Origin of the sequence: Lysobacter yangpyeongensis (assembly GCF_042655745.1) — a bacterium.
In the GTDB taxonomy this organism is placed as follows: Bacteria; Pseudomonadota; Gammaproteobacteria; order Xanthomonadales; family Xanthomonadaceae; genus Agrilutibacter; species Agrilutibacter yangpyeongensis.
The window spans coordinates 137,390-153,944 of record NZ_JBHSNM010000006.1 but is presented as its reverse complement, the minus strand read 5'-3'; the positions used below and the strand labels follow the sequence as shown (position 1 = coordinate 153,944).

Annotated in this window: 14 protein-coding genes and 1 pseudogene; 7 read left to right on the top strand and 8 right to left on the bottom strand. The window is 70.6% G+C overall.

The annotated features are described in order from the left end of the window. The 3 genes from ACFPN1_RS14485 to ACFPN1_RS14475 all read left to right on the top strand — a co-directional run. Nucleotides 1-1,133: TonB-dependent receptor domain-containing protein (locus ACFPN1_RS14485; RefSeq protein ID WP_386755862.1), on the top strand; the 1,133-nt coding region annotated here is incomplete at its 5' end. Nucleotides 1,134-1,460: 327 nt separating this feature from the next. Beyond that, nucleotides 1,461-2,297, top strand: coding sequence for a helix-turn-helix transcriptional regulator (locus ACFPN1_RS14480; RefSeq protein ID WP_386755861.1), 837 nt, complete (start codon nucleotides 1,461-1,463; stop codon nucleotides 2,295-2,297). A gap of 67 nt (nucleotides 2,298-2,364) precedes the next feature. Then, nucleotides 2,365-4,281 (top strand): PAS domain-containing hybrid sensor histidine kinase/response regulator, encoded by a 1,917-nt coding sequence (locus tag ACFPN1_RS14475; protein WP_386755860.1) that lies wholly within the window; start codon nucleotides 2,365-2,367, stop codon nucleotides 4,279-4,281. Nucleotides 4,282-4,299: 18 nt separating this feature from the next. Here the strand turns inward: ACFPN1_RS14475 and ACFPN1_RS14470 are convergent, their stop codons facing one another. Genes ACFPN1_RS14470 through ligD form a run of 3 tightly spaced genes read right to left on the bottom strand, consistent with a single transcriptional unit; the run spans nucleotide 4,300 to nucleotide 8,846 of the window. After that, nucleotides 4,300-5,142 (bottom strand): tetratricopeptide repeat protein, encoded by an 843-nt coding sequence (locus ACFPN1_RS14470; RefSeq protein ID WP_386755859.1) that lies wholly within the window; start codon nucleotides 5,140-5,142, stop codon nucleotides 4,300-4,302. A 15-nt stretch (nucleotides 5,143-5,157) separates the two neighbouring features. Further along, complete coding sequence (gene ku / locus ACFPN1_RS14465) at nucleotides 5,158-6,060, bottom strand: non-homologous end joining protein Ku (RefSeq protein WP_386755858.1); 903 nt, start codon at nucleotides 6,058-6,060, stop codon at nucleotides 5,158-5,160. A 35-nt stretch (nucleotides 6,061-6,095) separates the two neighbouring features. Continuing rightward, entirely contained in the window at nucleotides 6,096-8,846 is a 2,751-nt protein-coding gene (gene ligD, locus ACFPN1_RS14460) for a DNA ligase D (RefSeq protein WP_386755857.1), read from the bottom strand. A 54-nt stretch (nucleotides 8,847-8,900) separates the two neighbouring features. Here ligD and ACFPN1_RS14455 point away from each other — a divergent pair, with 54 nt between their 5' ends. The 3 genes from ACFPN1_RS14455 (at nucleotide 8,901) to ACFPN1_RS14445 (ending at nucleotide 11,026) form a co-directional block, all read left to right on the top strand. After that, nucleotides 8,901-9,626 carry a DUF72 domain-containing protein gene (locus tag ACFPN1_RS14455; RefSeq protein ID WP_386755856.1) on the top strand — a complete coding sequence of 242 codons (726 nt, stop codon included), beginning with the start codon at nucleotides 8,901-8,903 and terminating at the stop codon, nucleotides 9,624-9,626. Continuing rightward, a complete protein-coding gene (locus tag ACFPN1_RS14450; protein WP_386755855.1) occupies nucleotides 9,626-10,297 on the top strand; it encodes an alpha/beta hydrolase family protein in 672 nt (223 codons plus the stop codon). Before ACFPN1_RS14455 ends, ACFPN1_RS14450 begins: the two co-directional genes overlap by 1 nt. Before the next feature lie 81 nt (nucleotides 10,298-10,378). Further along, a complete protein-coding gene (locus ACFPN1_RS14445) occupies nucleotides 10,379-11,026 on the top strand; it encodes a 2OG-Fe(II) oxygenase (protein WP_386755854.1) in 648 nt (215 codons plus the stop codon). A 103-nt stretch (nucleotides 11,027-11,129) separates the two neighbouring features. Here the strand turns inward: ACFPN1_RS14445 and ACFPN1_RS14440 are convergent, their stop codons facing one another. Both ACFPN1_RS14440 and ACFPN1_RS14435 read right to left on the bottom strand, forming a co-directional pair. Further along, on the bottom strand, nucleotides 11,130-11,765 hold the full coding sequence (locus ACFPN1_RS14440) for a response regulator (protein WP_386755853.1): 636 nt from the start codon (nucleotides 11,763-11,765) through the stop codon (nucleotides 11,130-11,132). Nucleotides 11,766-11,793: 28 nt separating this feature from the next. Continuing rightward, nucleotides 11,794-12,954 (bottom strand): sensor histidine kinase, encoded by a 1,161-nt coding sequence (locus ACFPN1_RS14435; protein ID WP_386755852.1) that lies wholly within the window; start codon nucleotides 12,952-12,954, stop codon nucleotides 11,794-11,796. A gap of 137 nt (nucleotides 12,955-13,091) precedes the next feature. On the opposite strand from ACFPN1_RS14435, the gene ACFPN1_RS14430 reads away from it, so the two are divergent. Further along, on the top strand, nucleotides 13,092-13,826 hold the full coding sequence (locus tag ACFPN1_RS14430; RefSeq protein ID WP_386755851.1) for a hypothetical protein: 735 nt from the start codon (nucleotides 13,092-13,094) through the stop codon (nucleotides 13,824-13,826). Between the two features lie 9 nt (nucleotides 13,827-13,835). Here the strand turns inward: ACFPN1_RS14430 and ACFPN1_RS14425 are convergent, their stop codons facing one another. The 3 genes and pseudogenes from ACFPN1_RS14425 to ACFPN1_RS14415 form a co-directional block, all read right to left on the bottom strand. Then, nucleotides 13,836-14,834, bottom strand: a complete 999-nt coding sequence (locus tag ACFPN1_RS14425) for an erythromycin esterase family protein (protein ID WP_386755850.1) — start codon at nucleotides 14,832-14,834, stop codon at nucleotides 13,836-13,838. Nucleotides 14,835-14,935: 101 nt separating this feature from the next. Further along, nucleotides 14,936-15,742, bottom strand: a pseudogene (locus tag ACFPN1_RS14420) (phosphoribosyltransferase); the annotation flags it as partial. Further along, nucleotides 15,739-16,437, bottom strand: coding sequence for a dienelactone hydrolase family protein (locus ACFPN1_RS14415; protein WP_386755849.1), 699 nt, complete (start codon nucleotides 16,435-16,437; stop codon nucleotides 15,739-15,741). The gene ACFPN1_RS14415 and the pseudogene ACFPN1_RS14420, both read right to left, overlap by 4 nt. Between the last annotated feature and the right edge of the window lie 118 nt (nucleotides 16,438-16,555).

Sequence of the window (16,555 nt, the reverse complement as noted above, 5' to 3'; positions counted from 1 at the left end):
ACCTGCCGGGCGCCCGCCTGCTCGACTTCAGCGTCGCGACCCGCTACTCGGACTACAGCAACTTCGGCGACACGCTCAACAGCAAGTTCGGTTTCCGCTGGAAGCCGATCGACGACCTGATGGTCCGTGGCAACTGGGCCGAGGGCTTCCGTGCGCCGTCGATTTCCGAACTGTTCGCCGGTCTGGGCGACTCGTTCCCGACCATCGCCGACCCCTGCAACCTGGCCTCGTTCCCGGGCCTGGATCCGGCCGCGCAGCAGCGCTGCATCGCGCAGGGCGTGCCCAACGGCGGTTACGACCAGGGCAACCCGCAGATCCGCATCAACGTCGGCGGCAACCCGAACCTGCGTCCGGAACTGTCGACTTCCAAGACCCTGGGCTTCGTCTACAACCCCAGCTGGCTGGAAGGCTTCGACATCTCGCTGGACTGGTGGCAGATCGAGATGGAAGACACCATCACGGTCACCACCGGCCAGACGATCCTGGACGGCTGCATCCGCGAGGGCCGCCAGGACTTCTGTGCGCTGTTCACCCGCAACCCGGGCGGCTCGCTGAACCTGACCTCGGGCCCGACCAACTTCGGCGACCTGAAGGTGGAAGGCTACGACATGACGGTCGGTTACCGTCTGCCGGAAACCGCGTGGGGCAAGTTCAGCTTCACCTGGGACACCACCTACGCGTCCAAGAGCGAAGGCTCCGCCGCACCAACCGCCATCGGCGAATACAGCCAGAGCAACGACGGCTGGCGCATCCGCTCCAACCTGGCGGCGCGCTGGGAAATGGGCGACTGGGGCGCGACCTGGAACGTGCGCTATTACGACGACCAGGACGAGAACTGCCAGACGATGGTCGACTACGGCTATTCGTTCCTGTGCTCGGAGCCCAATGTCGAGCTCGACGCCAATGGCGATGACATCAATCCGCTCGACGGCGAGAACCACATCGGCGCCACCACGTACCACGATCTGAGCGTGTACTGGAACGCCCCGTGGAACGCGAAGATCACCCTGGGCCTGAACAACGCGTTCGACAAGGATCCGCCGCGTTCGGTGCAGGCGTTCGCCAACAGCTTCGACGAACAGTACGAGTTGCCCGGCCGCTTCTACTACATGCGCTACTCGCAGAAGTTCTGATCGATCGCCGGTTCCGCACACCACCACGGCCCCGCAAGGGGCCGTGGTTTTTTGTCCGCTTCGGATAACCACGGCGCACGCCCGCGCACAACCCGCGCCGCGCTGCGCGCGCACGCTGTGCCTGTCGTGCCGCCGGTCTCTCTCCGGTGCCCATGGGGCAGGGATTGGTCTCCCTGCCACGCGCACGACCGCCGGTTTCGCGTTCCGGCAAAAAGGATCATCCGTCGCCTCCTCGCGGCGGGTGGTCCTTTTTTTTGCCGCGCGAATGGACCCGCGACGCGCGCGCACGCTGCCTAGCATCGGCAGCGGATCGCATGGAGTTGCTGCATGGGCTGGGTACTGTTCGATCATCGCGTCTGCGCGCAACGTTCCGTCGAGGTTCCCGCGCAGGCGGGCACGGCGTTCTGTCTGGGTGCGCGCGCGTTGCCGCTGCAACTGCCCGCTTCGCACGTCGCGACCTGGCTGGTGTTGCGCGGCGCGTTGCACGGCCAGCTCGGCGACCGCCGCTGGACCGTCGGTGCGCGCGAAGCCATCGTCTGGCCCGAAGGCGCGGTGCGCCTGGTGCCGGGACGCAACTGCTGGGCGCTGGGCGTGGTGGCGCCGACCGACGCGTGGGCCGGCATTGCGCCGCGCGGGGAAACGCCGGTGCTCTGGCAGGCGCGCGCCGCGCACCGGCTCGCGCGCGCGCTGGCGCGCCTGGTCCACGCCCTGCGCGATGGCGACGACAGCGCGGCCGCTCTCGCCGGGCACGCCGCGCTGGCCGAAGCCTGGGCGCACCAGGACGCCGCGCAGGCGCTGCTCGCGCGATGCCCGGGGCGCACCCGCCAGGCGCGGCGCCGCACGCTGGCGCGCCTGTTGCGCGTGCGCCACAGCATCCAGAACGGTTTCGACGCGGGCCTGCGCCTGGAGGCACTCGCGCGGCAGGCCAGCTATTCGGCGCATCATCTGGTGCGCCTGTACCGCGACGTGTTCGGACAGACGCCGACCGACCATGCGACGGCGCTGCGCCACCAGCGCGCATGGGAACTGGTAGCGCGCACGCCGCTGTCGATCAGCGACATCACCGCGGAACTGGGCTTCGACAGCCGCAGCGCGTTCTGCCGCGCCTTCAAGGCGCATTACGGCGTCACCGCGACGCAGGTGCGTACGCGCGGCGTCGGTTGACGGCGCGTCCGGCGCACGGCGGGGCGTCTTCACGCCGCGCACACTCCTCCTGCGTATTCCCTAGCGGATGACCCCGGGGATCCGCTCCGTTGCCGACACCTGCGGCACAGCCTGCGCCGACGAAGACATTCCGTTCCGGCTGCTGGTGGACTCCATTTCCGACTACGCCATCTGCCTGCTCGATGCGGACGGCGCCATCCGCAGCTGGAACCGCGGCGCGCAGGGCATCTTCGGCTACGCCGCCGACGAGGTGATCGGCCGCCACCTCGCGCTGTTCCATCCGACCGGGACCGCCGCCGGCGGCGCCGCCGAACACGGCCTCGCCCTGGCGCGCGAGCTCGGCCGCTTCGAGGACGAAGGCTGGCGCATGCGCAAGGACGGCTCGTGCTTTCGCGCGAACGTGCAGATCGCGCGCATCGACCACCCCGATGGCCGCCTGCGCGGCTACGCCACGATCATCCGCGACCGCAGCGTGCGCCACGCGCAGGAAGAACGCCTGCGCCACAGCGAGGAGCACTTCCGCCTGCTGGTGGAAGGCGTGCGCGACTACGCGATCTTCATGCTCGACACCGAGGGCCGGGTGATCAGCTGGAATCCCGGCGCGGAGCTGATCAAGGGCTATCGCGCCGACGAGATCATCGGCCGGCACTTTTCGCGGTTCTACACGCCCGATGCACTGGCGCGCGACTGGCCCGCGCGCGAGTTGCAGATCGCGCTGGCCGAAGGCCGCGTCGAGGACGAAGGCTGGCGCGTGCGCAAGGACGGCTCGCGCTTCTGGGCCAGCGTGGTGATCACCACGCTGTACGACAGCGATGGCCGCCATGTCGGCTTCGCCAAGATCACTCGCGACCTCACCGCGCACCGCCGCATCCGTGCGCTGGAGGACGAAGGCCACCGCGTGACCACGTTCCTGGCGATGCTCGGCCACGAGCTGCGCAATCCGTTGGCGCCGATCGCCAACGCGGTGGGGATCATGCGCCTGGAACCGATCGAATCGGCGATGCTGCAGCACTGCCGCGACGTGATCGAACGCCAGCTGGGCCAGCTGACGCGGCTGGTCGACGACCTGCTCGATGTCAGCCGCATCACCAAGGGCAAGATCCGCCTGCAGCAGCAGACGCTGGACCTGCGCAGCGCGCTCGCCGATGCCGTGGAGGCGGTGGACGTCGAAGCGCGGCGGCGCGCGCAGTCGCTGCAGGTCGAGACGCCCGGGGCGCCGGCATGGGTGACCGGCGATCGCGTGCGCCTGGTGCAGGTGCTGAGCAACCTGCTGCACAACGCGGTGAAGTTCACGCCGCCGCAGGGCCGCATCACCGCCACGCTGCGACCACTCGATACGCAGGTCGAAGTGGTGGTGCGCGACAACGGTCCCGGCATCGCCCCGGACCGGATCGCCGACATCTTCAATCCGTTCGTGCAGGGCGAACAGGACGCGGCGCGCACGCACGGCGGCCTCGGCCTGGGCCTGAGCCTGGTGCAGCAGCTGGTGGCGCTGCACGGCGGCGAGGTGAGCGCGTCGAGCAGCGGCCAGCCCGGCGAAGGCGCTGAATTCCGCATCCGCCTGCCCGCGGCCGCGGCACCCGCGCCGGAACTGCCCTCACCGCGCACCGTCGCGCAGGCGACGCCGCGCCACGTGCTGGTCGTCGATGACAACCGCGACGCCGCCGATTCGCTGCAGATGCTGCTGGAGCATGCGGGCTACCTCTGCTACGCCACCTACGACGCGGTCAGCGCGCTGACCGCGATCCGCGCGACGCGCTTCGACGCGGTGATCATCGACCTCGGCCTGCCCGACCTCGACGGCTTCGAGGTCGCGCGGCGCCTGCGCGCGGAACTGCCACAGCCCCCGCCGCTGATCGCGGTCACCGGCTACGGGCAGACCGGTGACCTGAGCGCCACGCGCGAGGCCGGCTTCCACGCCCACCTCACCAAGCCGCTGGCGGCCGAAGAAATCGCCCGCGTGCTGCGCGCCCTGTTCGACTGAAGCGCGCGCCGCCGCGGCTCAGGCCTTGGTCAACCGCCGGTACTGCGACATGTGCCGCAGCGCCTGCTTCGCCTCGCCGCGTTCCTCGAACAGCAGCGCGAGGTTGTAGTGCGCGTCGGCGAGCTCGGGATCGATGCGCAGCGCGGCCTCGTATTCGGCGATGGCCTCGTCCGCGCGTTCCAGGTCGTCGAGCAGCACCGCCAGGTTGAAGTGCAGCAACGCGGCGTCGCGGCGATCGGAATAGTTGCGTTCGGAGCGGGCGATCGCGAAGGCGTCGCGGTACACGATTTCCGCCTCGTCCAGCCGCTCCAGTTCGTGCAGCAGGCGGCCGAGGTTGATGCGCGCGTCCAGGCGCGTCGGATCGGCGGCGACCGCGCGCTCGTAGGCCAGCAGCGCGTGTTCGGCGTTGCTGCGCTCCAGCGCCGCGCCCTGCGCCTGCCAGTCGTCGTCCTCGCGTGTGGTGCTTGCTGCCGGTGGCGTTTCGATCACGCGCAGCGTGCCCTGTTCGGGATCGCCTTCGAACGAGAGCAGGTACTGGCCCGATTCGGCGAGCCAGCGGCTGGCGCCGTCGCGCACCACCACGTGGTCGGCGAAGGCGCCGATGCTCAGGCCCGACAGCGGCATTTCCTCCGGCAGGCGCGCGCGCAGTTCGCGCAACGCGCGCAGGATGCGCCGGTGCGGGATCTTCGCCGCGGCCAGCGTCTGCGCGGTGCGCAGCACGATCAGGTCGCGGAACGAGAAACGCAGCGCGTTGCGCGGGCCGCGTTCGGGGGTAACGAAACCGGCCGCGATCAGCGACCGGATGGCACTGCGCGACAGGCGGAGCAGTTTCTCGACGTCGCGCACGCCGTAGGAGTGCATGCAATGACGCTCCGTCTACTTCGCCCGCTTGCTGGTCTTGCGCTTGGGCGCCGGCGCCTCCTCGGCCTCCAGCGCCTGCACGCGCCTGGCCGGCTTGCGCGCGGCCTTGCTCGCGGCCGCGCCCTTGCGCGCCGGCGCGGAGCCGCCCTTCTTCTCCAGGCTCGCGCGCAGCGCTTCCATCAGGTCGATGATCTGCGCGCCGCCCTCGGGTTCCTCGGCCAGGGTGATCTGCTCGCCCTCGACCTTCTTCTGCACCGCGGCCTCGATGCGCTGGGCGACGTCGTCCTTGTACTGCGACGGGTCGAAGCTGTCGGAACTCTGCGAGTCGATCAGCTGCTGCGCGAGCTTCAGCTCGGCCGGCTTGACGTCGGTGCGCGGGATGTCGAGGTCGCCGATCTTGCGCACTTCGGTGTCGTACAGCAGCTGCTGCATCACCAGGCCGTCCTCGACCGGCCGGATCATCACGATGTAGCTCTTGCCGCGCGTGGCCCAGTGGCCGATCGCGCAGCGCCCGGATTCGCGCAGCGCCTTGGCGAACAGCGCGTAGGGCTTGGCGCCGCCCTTGTCCGGCGCGAGATAGTAGGCCTTGTCGAAGTACACCGGATCGATCGCCGAGATCGGCACGAACTCGACGACGTCCGCGCTGTGCGTGCCCACTTCCTCGAGCGCCTTGAGCTCTTCGGGCGTGAACATGACGTACTGGTCCTTGGCGAACTCGTAGCCCTTCACGATCTCGTCGCGGTCGATCGGGATCTCCTCGCGCGCGCACATCACCTGGTAGCGCACGCGCGAGCCGCACTTCTTGTGCAGCAGGTTGAAGGAGATGCCGCCCTTGGATTCGGTCGCCGTGTACAGCTTGACGGGAATGGCGACCAGGCCGAAGGAAACGGTGAGTGACGCGATCGAACGTGCAGCCATGACACTGCTCTCCGATGTTCAGGCCCTGCCGCCGCTCACTTCTTGAGGGCCCGCTCCAGGTCCTGCTTGCGTGTGAGGGCATCGCTCCAGCGATCGCCCGTGCGTGAAAGCCGCTTTATAACACCGGGCATGCGGAAGTCGAGTGGATGCGCGGAAGCCAGTTCTTCCCAGGAAAGCGGCATGGAAACCGGGGCCGCGGGCTCGCCGCGCGGCGAGTAGGCGACGTTCAAGGTCTTGCCGCGCACGTTCATGTTGTGGTCCATGAAAATTTTTCCACTACGTTTAGGGACGCTCCACTCCATGGTGATGTCCTTGGGCCGCTGCCGCATGAGGTGGCGGCTGACCAGTTCGGACACGTGGCGGGCCGCATCGAAGTCGATCATGCGCCGGATCGGGACAAAAACATGCAAGCCGGTCTTGCCCGAGGTCTTGACGATCGGCTCCAGGCCCATGCCCTGCAGCAGCTCGCGCAGAGCGAAGGCGATCTCCTTGCCCTTCTCGAAGGCGACGGTGTTGAGCTCGGGCTCGGCGCCCCTGGCTTCCTTGCCCGAGTAGATGTACGGGTCGATGTCGAACACGACGTAGTCGGGGTAGTTGAGTACCGAGGCTTCGAGCGATTCGAGCGAGGACGCGTAGTCGGTCGACTGCGACACGCAGTCCGGAGCGGGCTTCGCCCGCGAATGCCAGACGTGGAATTCCAGGGTGCCCGACTGCGCCAGCCACAGCAGCGTGGGCAGGTTGTTGCACAGCAGGTACTCGTGCTGCCCGTCCTTGCTGCCCGACCACACGGTGACGGTCTCGACGAAGTCGGGACGCGCCTGGTCCCAGTGCTTCTGGAAGAAGCGTTGGCCGCCGATGCCGTCGGGCATGCGGATCATGGTCAGCGGGCGATCCGCCAGGTGCGGCAGCATCAGCGGCGAGACCTGGGCGAGGTAGGCCAGCAGGTCGCGCTTGGTCAGCGCGGGCGATTCGAGTTCCTCGCTCGCCGGCCAGTACACGCGATCGAGGTTGCTCAGTCTGATCCGGTGCGGGCCGAGCGCGAGTTCGAGGGTCTTGCGCGTGTTGGCCAGCTGCTCCAGTACGGACGCGATGTCGCCCGAGGGCGATGACGCCGTGGTGCGTGGCGTGGCGGCGCGCGCCGCGGCGGTGGCCGTGCGCTTGCCGCGCCGCGGCGGCGATTCGGCGGGACGTGCGCTCTCGCTGCGCCGCACGCCGCGCGGATCGATGTCGTCGCGCAGGCGCACGAAGATCGGCGCGCGCAGGTGGCCGTCGCCGGTCCACTCGTGGAAGTTCACTTCCGCGACGAGTTCGGGTTGCACCCAGGTGATCGGCCCGGGCACGTCGGGTTTCTCCGCAAACGGATTGCGCTCGATCTTCAGGGGCTGCAGTCGCGCGAGCACCGCGGCGAGCGTGCGGTCGTCGAAGCCCGAACCGACGCCCGAGGCGAAGCGCAACGCGTCGCCGTCCCAGTAGCCGACCAGCAGTGCGCCGAGCGCGTCGCGCGCACCCTTGCCGCGCGTGTAGCCGCCGATGACGAATTCCGCGCTCTGCACCGGCTTCACCTTCAGCCACGCCTTCGAGCGCTTGCCGGCTTCGTAGCGGCTGTCCAGGCGCTTGCCGACCACGCCTTCGAAGCCGCTGGCGAGCGCGGCTTCCTGCATCGCTTCGCCATCGGGCGCGGCGTGCACCAGCCGTACCAGCGGCGAGGGCAGCAGGCATTGCGCGAGGTAGCGGCGGCGTTCGCGATAGGGCCGCGCGCGCAGGTCGATGCCGGCGAAGTACAGCAGGTCGAAGGCGAACAGCAGCGTCGGCACGGTGCGATCCGCATTCGCGATGTCGACCGCGGACTTCAACTGGAAGCGGTTCTGCAACGCGTTGAACGACGGCTTGCCCTGCGCATCGAAGGCGACGATCTCGCCATCGAGCACCAGCGTGCCCCCGCCGGCCTGCTCGCGCAGTGCGTCGGCCAGGCGCGGAAACGTCTTCGCCAGTTCCAGTCCACGCCGCGACTTCAGCTGCACCTTGTCGCCGTCGACGAAGGCGAGCACGCGGTAGCCGTCGAGCTTGGGTTCCCACCACCAGTCGTCGTGGCTGAAGGCGGCCTCGCCGCTCTCGGCGAGCATCGGCGCCAGCTTCGCCGGCATCGGCGCCGGATCGCCGGCCGGCACCAGGTGCGACGCCGGCACGCGCGGCGGCGGCGCCACGAACTTCAGCTCACGCACGCGCAGGCCCGACAGCACCGAACGATCCTGCGCGGTGATGTCGTCGGTGGAGACGAAGCGGTCCTTGTGCTTGATCAGCAGCCAGCTTTTCGCTTCCTTCGTGCGCACCAGTGCGTAGGAGCCCTTCAGCTTCTCGCCGCGCAGTTGCAGGCTGAGCTTGCCGGCCTTGAGGCCGTCGCGCACGCGCTGTTCGGCCTGCGCGCGGTCGTGGAAGCACACGCCGTCCTCGTCGGGGCTGTACACGCCGCAGTCCCACACGATCACTTCGCCCGCACCGTATTGCCTGGGCGGAATCACGCCCTCGAACGAGGCGTAGTCGTAGGGATGGTTCTCGACGAACACCGCCATGCGCTTGTCGGCGGGATTCGGCGAGGGGCCCTTGGGCACCGCCCACGAATACAGCACGCCATCGCATTCGATACGGAAGTCGTAGTGCAAGCGCGTGGCCGCGTGCTGCTGCACCACGAACAGCAGCGGGCCGCCAGCGTGCGCCGGTTCCGCCGGGGCCGGCTCGGGAGTAGCCTCGAAGCGACGCTTGGCCGAGTATTCGCTGAGCTTTGCCATCCGGTAGTCACCCGCGAAAAACGCGACTGCGCTTTTCGCCTGCTGGAGCCGAACATGACAGCACGACGCGTGTGGGCGGGAGCGAGCGGCTACGCCTTCAAGGAATGGAAGGGCAGCTTCTATCCCGACAGGATCAAGCCCGAGGACATGCTCGCGTTCTATGCGCAGCGCCTGCCCACGGTCGAGATCAACAATACCTTCTACCAGATGCCCCGGGCGTCGGTGCTCGCGCACTGGACGGAGGTGGTGCCGGCGGGCTTCCGCTTCGCGATCAAGGCGCCGCGGCGGATCACCCACGAGGCGCGGCTGAAGGCGGACACCGCGGCCGATGCGGTTGCCTGGCTCTACAAGACGCTGGACACGCTCGGCGACCGGCGCGGGCCGGTGCTGTTCCAGCTGCCGCCGTTCCTGAAGAAGGACGTGATGCGGCTGGGCGAATTCCTGCAGCTCCTGCCCGAAGGCCATCGCGCCGCGTTCGAGTTCCGCCACGCCAGCTGGTTCGACGATGCGGTGTACGCGGTGCTCGAAGACGCCGGCGCCGCACTGTGTCTGTCCGAGCGTGAAGACGACGCACCGCCGCCGCTGGTGGAGACGACCGACTGGGGTTATCTGCGCCTGCGCCTGGAGGAGTACGGCGAGGCGGACTTCGCGCAGTGGGCGCAGCGCATCGCGGCGACGGGGTGGGGCGATGTGTACGCGTACTTCATGCACGAACCGACCGCACCGGGCTATGCGCAGGCGCTGCTGCGGGCGAGCGGTGCGACGGCGGAAGCGGACTGATGGCCGCGCAGCCGCTCACCATCGCCATCGACGGGGAACAGTCGGTCTCGGGCTTGCTGCTGGCGCCGCCGCAGGCGCACGCGGCGTACGTGTTCGCGCACGGCGCCGGCGCGGGGATGCGGCACGCGTTCATGGACGCGGTCGCGCAGGGTCTGGCCGCGCGCGGCATCGCCACGCTGCGCTACCAGTTCCCGTACATGGAGCGCGGTTCGCGCCGTCCGGACGTGCCGCGTGTCGCGCACGCCGCGGTGCGTGCGGCGGTGGCGGAAGCGGCGCGGCGATGGCCGGGCCTGCGCCTGTTCGCCGGCGGCAAATCGTTCGGCGGACGCATGACCTCGCAGGCGCAGGCCGCGGCGCCCTTGCCCGGCGTGGACGGACTGGTGTTCTTCGGTTTCCCGCTGCACCCGGCCGGCAAGCCGTCGGACGAGCGCGCCGCGCACCTGGCCGAGGTCGCCGTGCCGATGCTGTTCCTGCAGGGCACGCGCGACGAACTGGCCGATCCCGCGTGGCTGCGGCCGCTGGTCGCCCGGCTCGGACCGCGCGCGACGCTGCTGGCGATCGCCGACGCCGACCATTCCCTGCACGTGCCGGCGCGTTCCGGCCGCCGCGATGCGGAGGTGATGGGCGAAGCGCTCGATGCCATGCAGGCCTGGATCGCATCGCAGGCGTGAGCGGCGTGCGTGCGAGCGGCTGAGTGCGAATGGTGCGCTTTCACCGCGCTAGAATCGCGCGCTTCCTTTCCGGTTTTCTCCGTGCTTCGCCCCGAATCCCTGCCGGCCGCGGCGATCGCGCCGTTCCCGCTGCTCACCGCCGAAGGCGTGCTCGATCCCGCCGCCGCCACTGCGCTGCGCGGTGATTTCCCGCGCTACCGCGGCGCCGGTTTCTTCCCGCACGAAACCGACGACTGCGGCCCCGCGCTCAATGCGCTGGTAACCGAACTGACCGCGGCGCCGTTCGCCGACGCGATCGGCGCGCGCCTGGGCGTGGAGCGGCTGTCGCAGTACCCGGCGCTGGTCACGCTGTGCCGCTCGCTCAACCGCCGGCACGGCAATATCCACACCGACAGCCAGTCCAAGATCGTCACCGCGCTGGTGTACCTCAACGCCGACTGGCCGCACGGCGATGCCGGTTCGCTGCGCTTCCTGGCCAACGTCACCGACATCGACGCGCAGGTCGCGCCGCAGGTGGCGCCGGTGTACGGCAAGCTGGTCGCGTTCCGCCGCACGCACAATTCCTTCCACGGCCACCTGCCGTTCGAAGGCGATCGCCTGACCATCCAGATCGCCTGGCTCACCGATGCTGCCGCCTACGCGCGCAAGACCCGGCGCGGGCGCACCTCGCGCGCCCTGAAGAAGCTGCTCGGCCGCATCGACCGCTGGTGGAAGCCGCGCGCCGCGTAGCCCGGGCAAGCGCAGCGCACCCGGGGCCTTTCGACCCATTGCGACAAATTCCAAATTCCCCGGGTGCGGCCTGCGGCCTTGCCCGGGCTACGGACACCGTCGCTCAGATCACCCGCAGCGTGATCGCCTTGAGCACCGCGCGCGTGCGGTCGCGGGTGTCGAGTTTCTCCAGGATCACCGACACGTAGTTCTTCACCGTGCCTTCGGCGAGGAACAGCGAGCGCGCGATCTCCTTGTTGGAATAGCCGCCGGCGAGCAGGCGCAGGATCGCCACTTCGCGCTCGCTGAAGCGCTCCTTCGGCGCGTCCTGCGCGTGGAACTGGTAGCGCGCGCGCACCGTTTCCGTGCTGACCGGCTGCAGCAGCGTGTCGCCGCGCGCGACGCGCTCGATCGCCTCGCGCAGGTCTTCCGGCGCGGCGTCCTTGAGCAGGAAGCCCTGCGCGCCGGCTTCGGTCGCGCGCAGCAGCAGGTCGCTCTCGTCGAACGTGGTCAGCAGCAGCACCGGCGTCGCATCGCCGCGTCCGCGCAGGCGCTGCAGGGCCTCGATGCCGTCCACGCGCGGCATGCGGATATCGCTGAGCACCACGTCGACGGACTCGCGCTCCAGTTGCGCAAGCAGCTGCTCGCCGTCATCGGCTTCGAAAGCGATGGCGATGCCCTCGCGTTCCAGCAGCGCGCGCAGGCCGGCGCGCACGAGGGCCTGGTCGTCGGCGAGGGCGATGCGCAGGGGTGTGGTCATGCAGGACGCGGACGATGGGGAAGGAAAATCACAGCGGCAGGCTCGCGTCGATGCGCAGCGCGCCACGCGCGGTGGTCGACAGCGCCAGCGTGCCACCGGCGGCGGCCAGGCGCTCGCGCATGCCGGACAGGCCGTTGCCTTCGCGGATCTGGCCGCGCACGTAGCCGTCGTCCTCGACGCGGACGTTCAGGCGACGTCCCTCGCGCGCGAGCGCGACCCGCACCGTGTCGGCATCGGCGTGGCGCGCGCTGTTGGTCAGCGCTTCCTGCACCAGCCGCAGCACCGCCTCGGCCACCGCGGGATCGCGGATCTGCACGTCGTCGGCGATGGCCAGCTGCAGCGCGGGGCGCGGCAGCGGCGCGGCGAGCGCGCGCAAGGCGGTGCCGAGGTCGAGTCCGCTGGCATCGCGCAGTGCCTGCACCACGCTGCGGATGTCGCCGAGCAGTTCGGTGCCCATCTGCTGCGCGATTTTCAGCTCGTGGCGATGGACGAACGCGGGATCAGCCGCCAGCGCGCGCAGGTTGAGCGTGAGTGCGGTGAGCTTGTGCCCGGCGACGTCGTGCAGCTCGCGCGCGACGCGCAGGCGCTCGGCATCGCGCGCCGAATCGGCGAGCAGCGCGCGGGTCGCGAGCAGGTCGGCGTTGACGCGCACCAGCTGGTCGCGCGCGCGTTCGGCGGCGACCGCGTAGAACGCGCACAACGCGGCGAAGGCCTGGAAGCCGGCGTACATCGCCACGATCAGCAGCGGCGAACGCTGCCCGGCGGCGGCGAGGATCGCGTAGACCACCGCATCGGCCAGCAGCACCGCGAGCAGGGCGCGGCGCGGCGCCCACGCCGCGGCGATCTGCGCGGTCCACACCACGAGCAGCACCTGCGCGGTGCCGATCGAGGGATCGAGCCAGACCAGCAGCAGCGCCGTCGCCGCTTCCAGCCACAGCAGCGCGTTGGCGGTGCGCGGGTAGTCCTCGCGCAGCAGGTCGGTGGCGAGCAGGGCGACGAGGTAGACGACCAGCAGCGTCCACGCCGCGGGCAGCGAGGCGGCGTGCATCCAGCGCATCGACAGCGCGACCGCGCCCCAGGTGAACAGGCCCGCGAGGTTGAACGGATGCAGCAGCGTGCGCAGGCGTTCGCGCAGCGGCAGGCCGCTCCGGCGGGACAGCAGGGAAGAGGTGCGTGGCATGCCGGACATGCTGCGACGGGCGCGGGCGCGGCCGCAATGCCGCCGGTGCAGGAAGTGACTTCCAGCACCCACCGGAGATGACCGCGGGCACTGCGCCGGTCCACGCCACCCGCCGAAGCTGGCCGCACTTCATCGGGAGTGCCGCCATGACCGCCTATCCGCTGCTCGTCGCCTGCCACGCCGGTATCGGCGTGATCGCCCTCGCCTCGTTCTGGAGCGCCGCACTGCTGCGCAAGGGCAGCGCACTGCACCGTCGCGCCGGCCAGCTGTTCCTGCTCGCGATGAGCGGGATTCTCGCCACCGGCGTGCCGATGGCCGCGTACGCCTGGCTGGTGCGCGGGCGTCCGGTGATCGCGGCGTTCCTCGCCTACCTGCTGGTGATCACCGCGACCGGCCTGTGGAGCGCGTGGCGGGCGATCCGCGACAAGCACGATGTCGTGCGCTACACCGGCCCCGTGTACGCCGCGCTGGCGTGGCTGTCGTTGCTCGGTGGCGCCGGCGTGCTGGTGCTGGGCCTGCGCGTGGACGCGCCGCTGCTGAGCGGCTTCTCGGTGATCGGCCTGGTCACCGGCGGCCTCATGCTGCGCAAGCGCCGCCGCCCCGAACGACTCGCGGCGCGGCCGCGCTGGTGGCTGGTCGAGCACTACAGCGCGATGCTCGGCAACGGCATCGCCACCCACATCGCCTTCCTCGGCATCGGCCTGCCGCGCCTGCTGCCCGGCATCGATGGCACCGCGCTGCATTACGCCGCGTGGTTCGGTCCGCTGCTGGTGGCGGTGGTGGCCAAGTTCGTGTTGGACCGGCGCTGGCAGCCGCGCACCGCGGCAGCGGCGACCACGCGCGCCGCCACCAGCGCAACGCCGTCGCTCAGCGCGCGCTGACGCGCGTGCTCACAGGCCGCTGGGCCAGGTTTCGGGCGGCTCGTCGAGGTGCCAGTGCGCGCCGCGCTCGAGCGGGGTCAATGCGCGTGTTTCGTCCACGTGCAACAGCCAGTCGAACTGCTGCGGCAGGCGGCAGCGGAAGTAGTGGCTCAGGCGTTCCGTCTGCGGCCGGTAGACCACGCCGATCGCGCGCTGCAGCCGCGGCGCAGCGAGCTGATCGCGCACGCGCGCGTCGCCCAGATCGAGCTGGAAGCGCGGCAGGTCCACGTCGTGCAGCAGCGCTTCGTAGCTGTCGGGCAGGGCGGGTCGCACGGTCTGGCGCTGCGCGGGGGCGTCCCAGTCGGACGCCGCGGTCACCGTGCCGGTGCAGGTGCTGAAGCCCACCAGCACGGCCTGCGCCGGATGCCGCTCGCGCACCAGCTGGCCGAGGTTGAGCTCGCCGCGCTCGCCCATCTCGGTCGCGCGCGCATCGCCCAGGTGCGAGTTGTGCGCCCACACCACGAGTTTCGCCGGGCCTCCGCCGCGTGCGCCGCGGTCGAGCAGCGCCTGCAGCGTTTCCATCATGTGCGTGTCGCGCAGATTCCACGAGGACACGCGGCCGCGGAACATGCTGCGGTAATAGGCCTCGGCGTTGCGCACCAGACGCGCGTTCTGTTCGGCGAAGAACATCTCCTCGTCGCCGCGGCCGTCCACGGCGGCGGCGCGGCGGCGCAGTTCCAGCAGTTGCGCCACGACTTCGTCCTCGCAGCTGTGCGACAGGTCGAAGCTGGCCGCGTAGCCGTAGGCCTGCACGTCCTCGCCGAAGTGCTCGAAGCAGGCGTAGCGGTAACGCGCGCGCGCCGCCGCGGCCGGATCGGTGCGATCCAGGTAGTCGAGCACCGCCTCGATCGAGCCGTGCAGGCTGTACAGGTCCAGCCCGTAGAAGCCCACGCGCTGCGCGTCCGCAAGGGCGGCGTTGTGGTCGTGCAGCCAGGCGACGAAATCGCGCACCACGGTGTTGCGCCACATCCAGGTGGGAAAGCGCAGGAAGCCGGACAGGGCGCATCGGCGTCCGCGTCCGCGCCGTCGTCGAGCGCCGCTGCGCCGCGCACGTAGCGGTTGACCCGGTAGGCATCGGGCCAGTCGGCCTCGGCGGCGACGGCGGTGAAGCCGCGCTCGGTGATCAGGCGGCGGGTGATGTCGGCGCGCAGGCGGTAGAACTCGTCGGTGCCGTGCGAGGCCTCGCCGAGCAGCACCAGCGGCGCGTCGCCGATGCGCGCGAGCAACGCATCGAAATCGCCCGGTCCGCGCAGCGGCAGCGCCGCCGCCCGCAGCGGCCCGACGGGCACGGTCGTCGTCGCGCCGTCGGGAGTTGCGTCCGCCTCCGCTTCGCCACCGGCGAGCAGCAGCGTGCGCACCTCGTCGTCCGAGGTCTGGTGGAAGTCGTCGTACCACAGGCCCACGCCGCCGAACGGCTCGGGCGTCTGCACGCACACGACCTCGTCGGCCTCGCGCCGCAGCAGCGCGCACGCCTCGTACGCGCCCACCGGCACCGCGACCACGATGCGGCCGGCCAGCGGCAAGGCCGGGCGGCCTTCGCGGTAGGCCTGCTCGCGCCGCTCCAGTTCGCGCTGTTCGCGCGCGGCGATCGCGTCGATATGCGCCGCGTCGAGCTGCAACGCGCGCACGATCGCGGGGTTGAGCACGCGCACGCCGCCGCTGGCGATCGCGCCGACCGCGAGTTCCTCCTGACCGGGTGCGCCGAGCTTGCGCACCAGGAAGATGTCGAGCGGCGCCTGCAGCGCCCGCGCGACCTCGAAGGCCACCGGCACGCCGCCGCGCGGCAGCGCCAGCACCACGACGTCGTCGCGACCGGCGTAGCCGGGCAGGGCCGCCGCGAGTTGCCGGCCGGCGTGGCGGCGGTCGCGGAAGCTCATCGCGCGCCGCCCGCCGCGTCGACGTGGCGCGCGAACCAGTCCGCGGCCAGCTGCGCCGCCTGCGCGAGCGTGCCGGGTTCCTCGAACAGGTGGCTCGCGCCCGGCACCAGCGCCAGCGCTTTCTCGCACAGCAGTCGCGCGAGCGCACGGCGGTTGAGTTCGAGCACCTCGTGGTCCTCGCTGCCCACCACCAGCAGGGTCGGCGCGCACACCAGTTCCAGCGCGCCGTCGGCGAGGTCCGGGCGTCCGCCGCGGGAGACCACCGCGAACACGCGCGGCCCGCCCGCGTCGAAACTGCTGGCGACCTCCGCGGCCGCGACCAGCGCCGCCGCGGCGCCGGTGCTGGCGCCGAAATAACCGACCGGCAGCGATGCGGCATCCGCGCGCGCATGCAGCCAGCGCGTCGTCGCCAGCAGGCGCGCGCCGAGCAGGGCGATGTCGAAGCGCAGGTGACGCGTCTCGCGCTCGCGCCACTGCTCCTCGTCGGTGAGCAGGTCGAACAGCAAGGTGGCGAAGCCGGCGTCCTGCAGCACCCGCGCCACGAAGTGGTTGCGCGGGCTCAGCCGCCCGCTGCCGGAACCGTGCGCGAACAGCACCGCGCCGCGCGCACCGGCCGGGCGCGCGTACACCCCGCGCAGCTGCAGCGCACCCAGCGCGATGTCGACCTGGACGGCGTTCGCGGCAGTCGCGGCCATGCCGCCAGACTAGCGACGGTGCGGTGAGCCCGTCGCGAAAGAGGGCACCGGTGTGCGGAAGTGCCGATTCGGCCTCGCCCTGCGCCCGCGCACAGCCGCGGCGGTGAAGCCGTAGCGG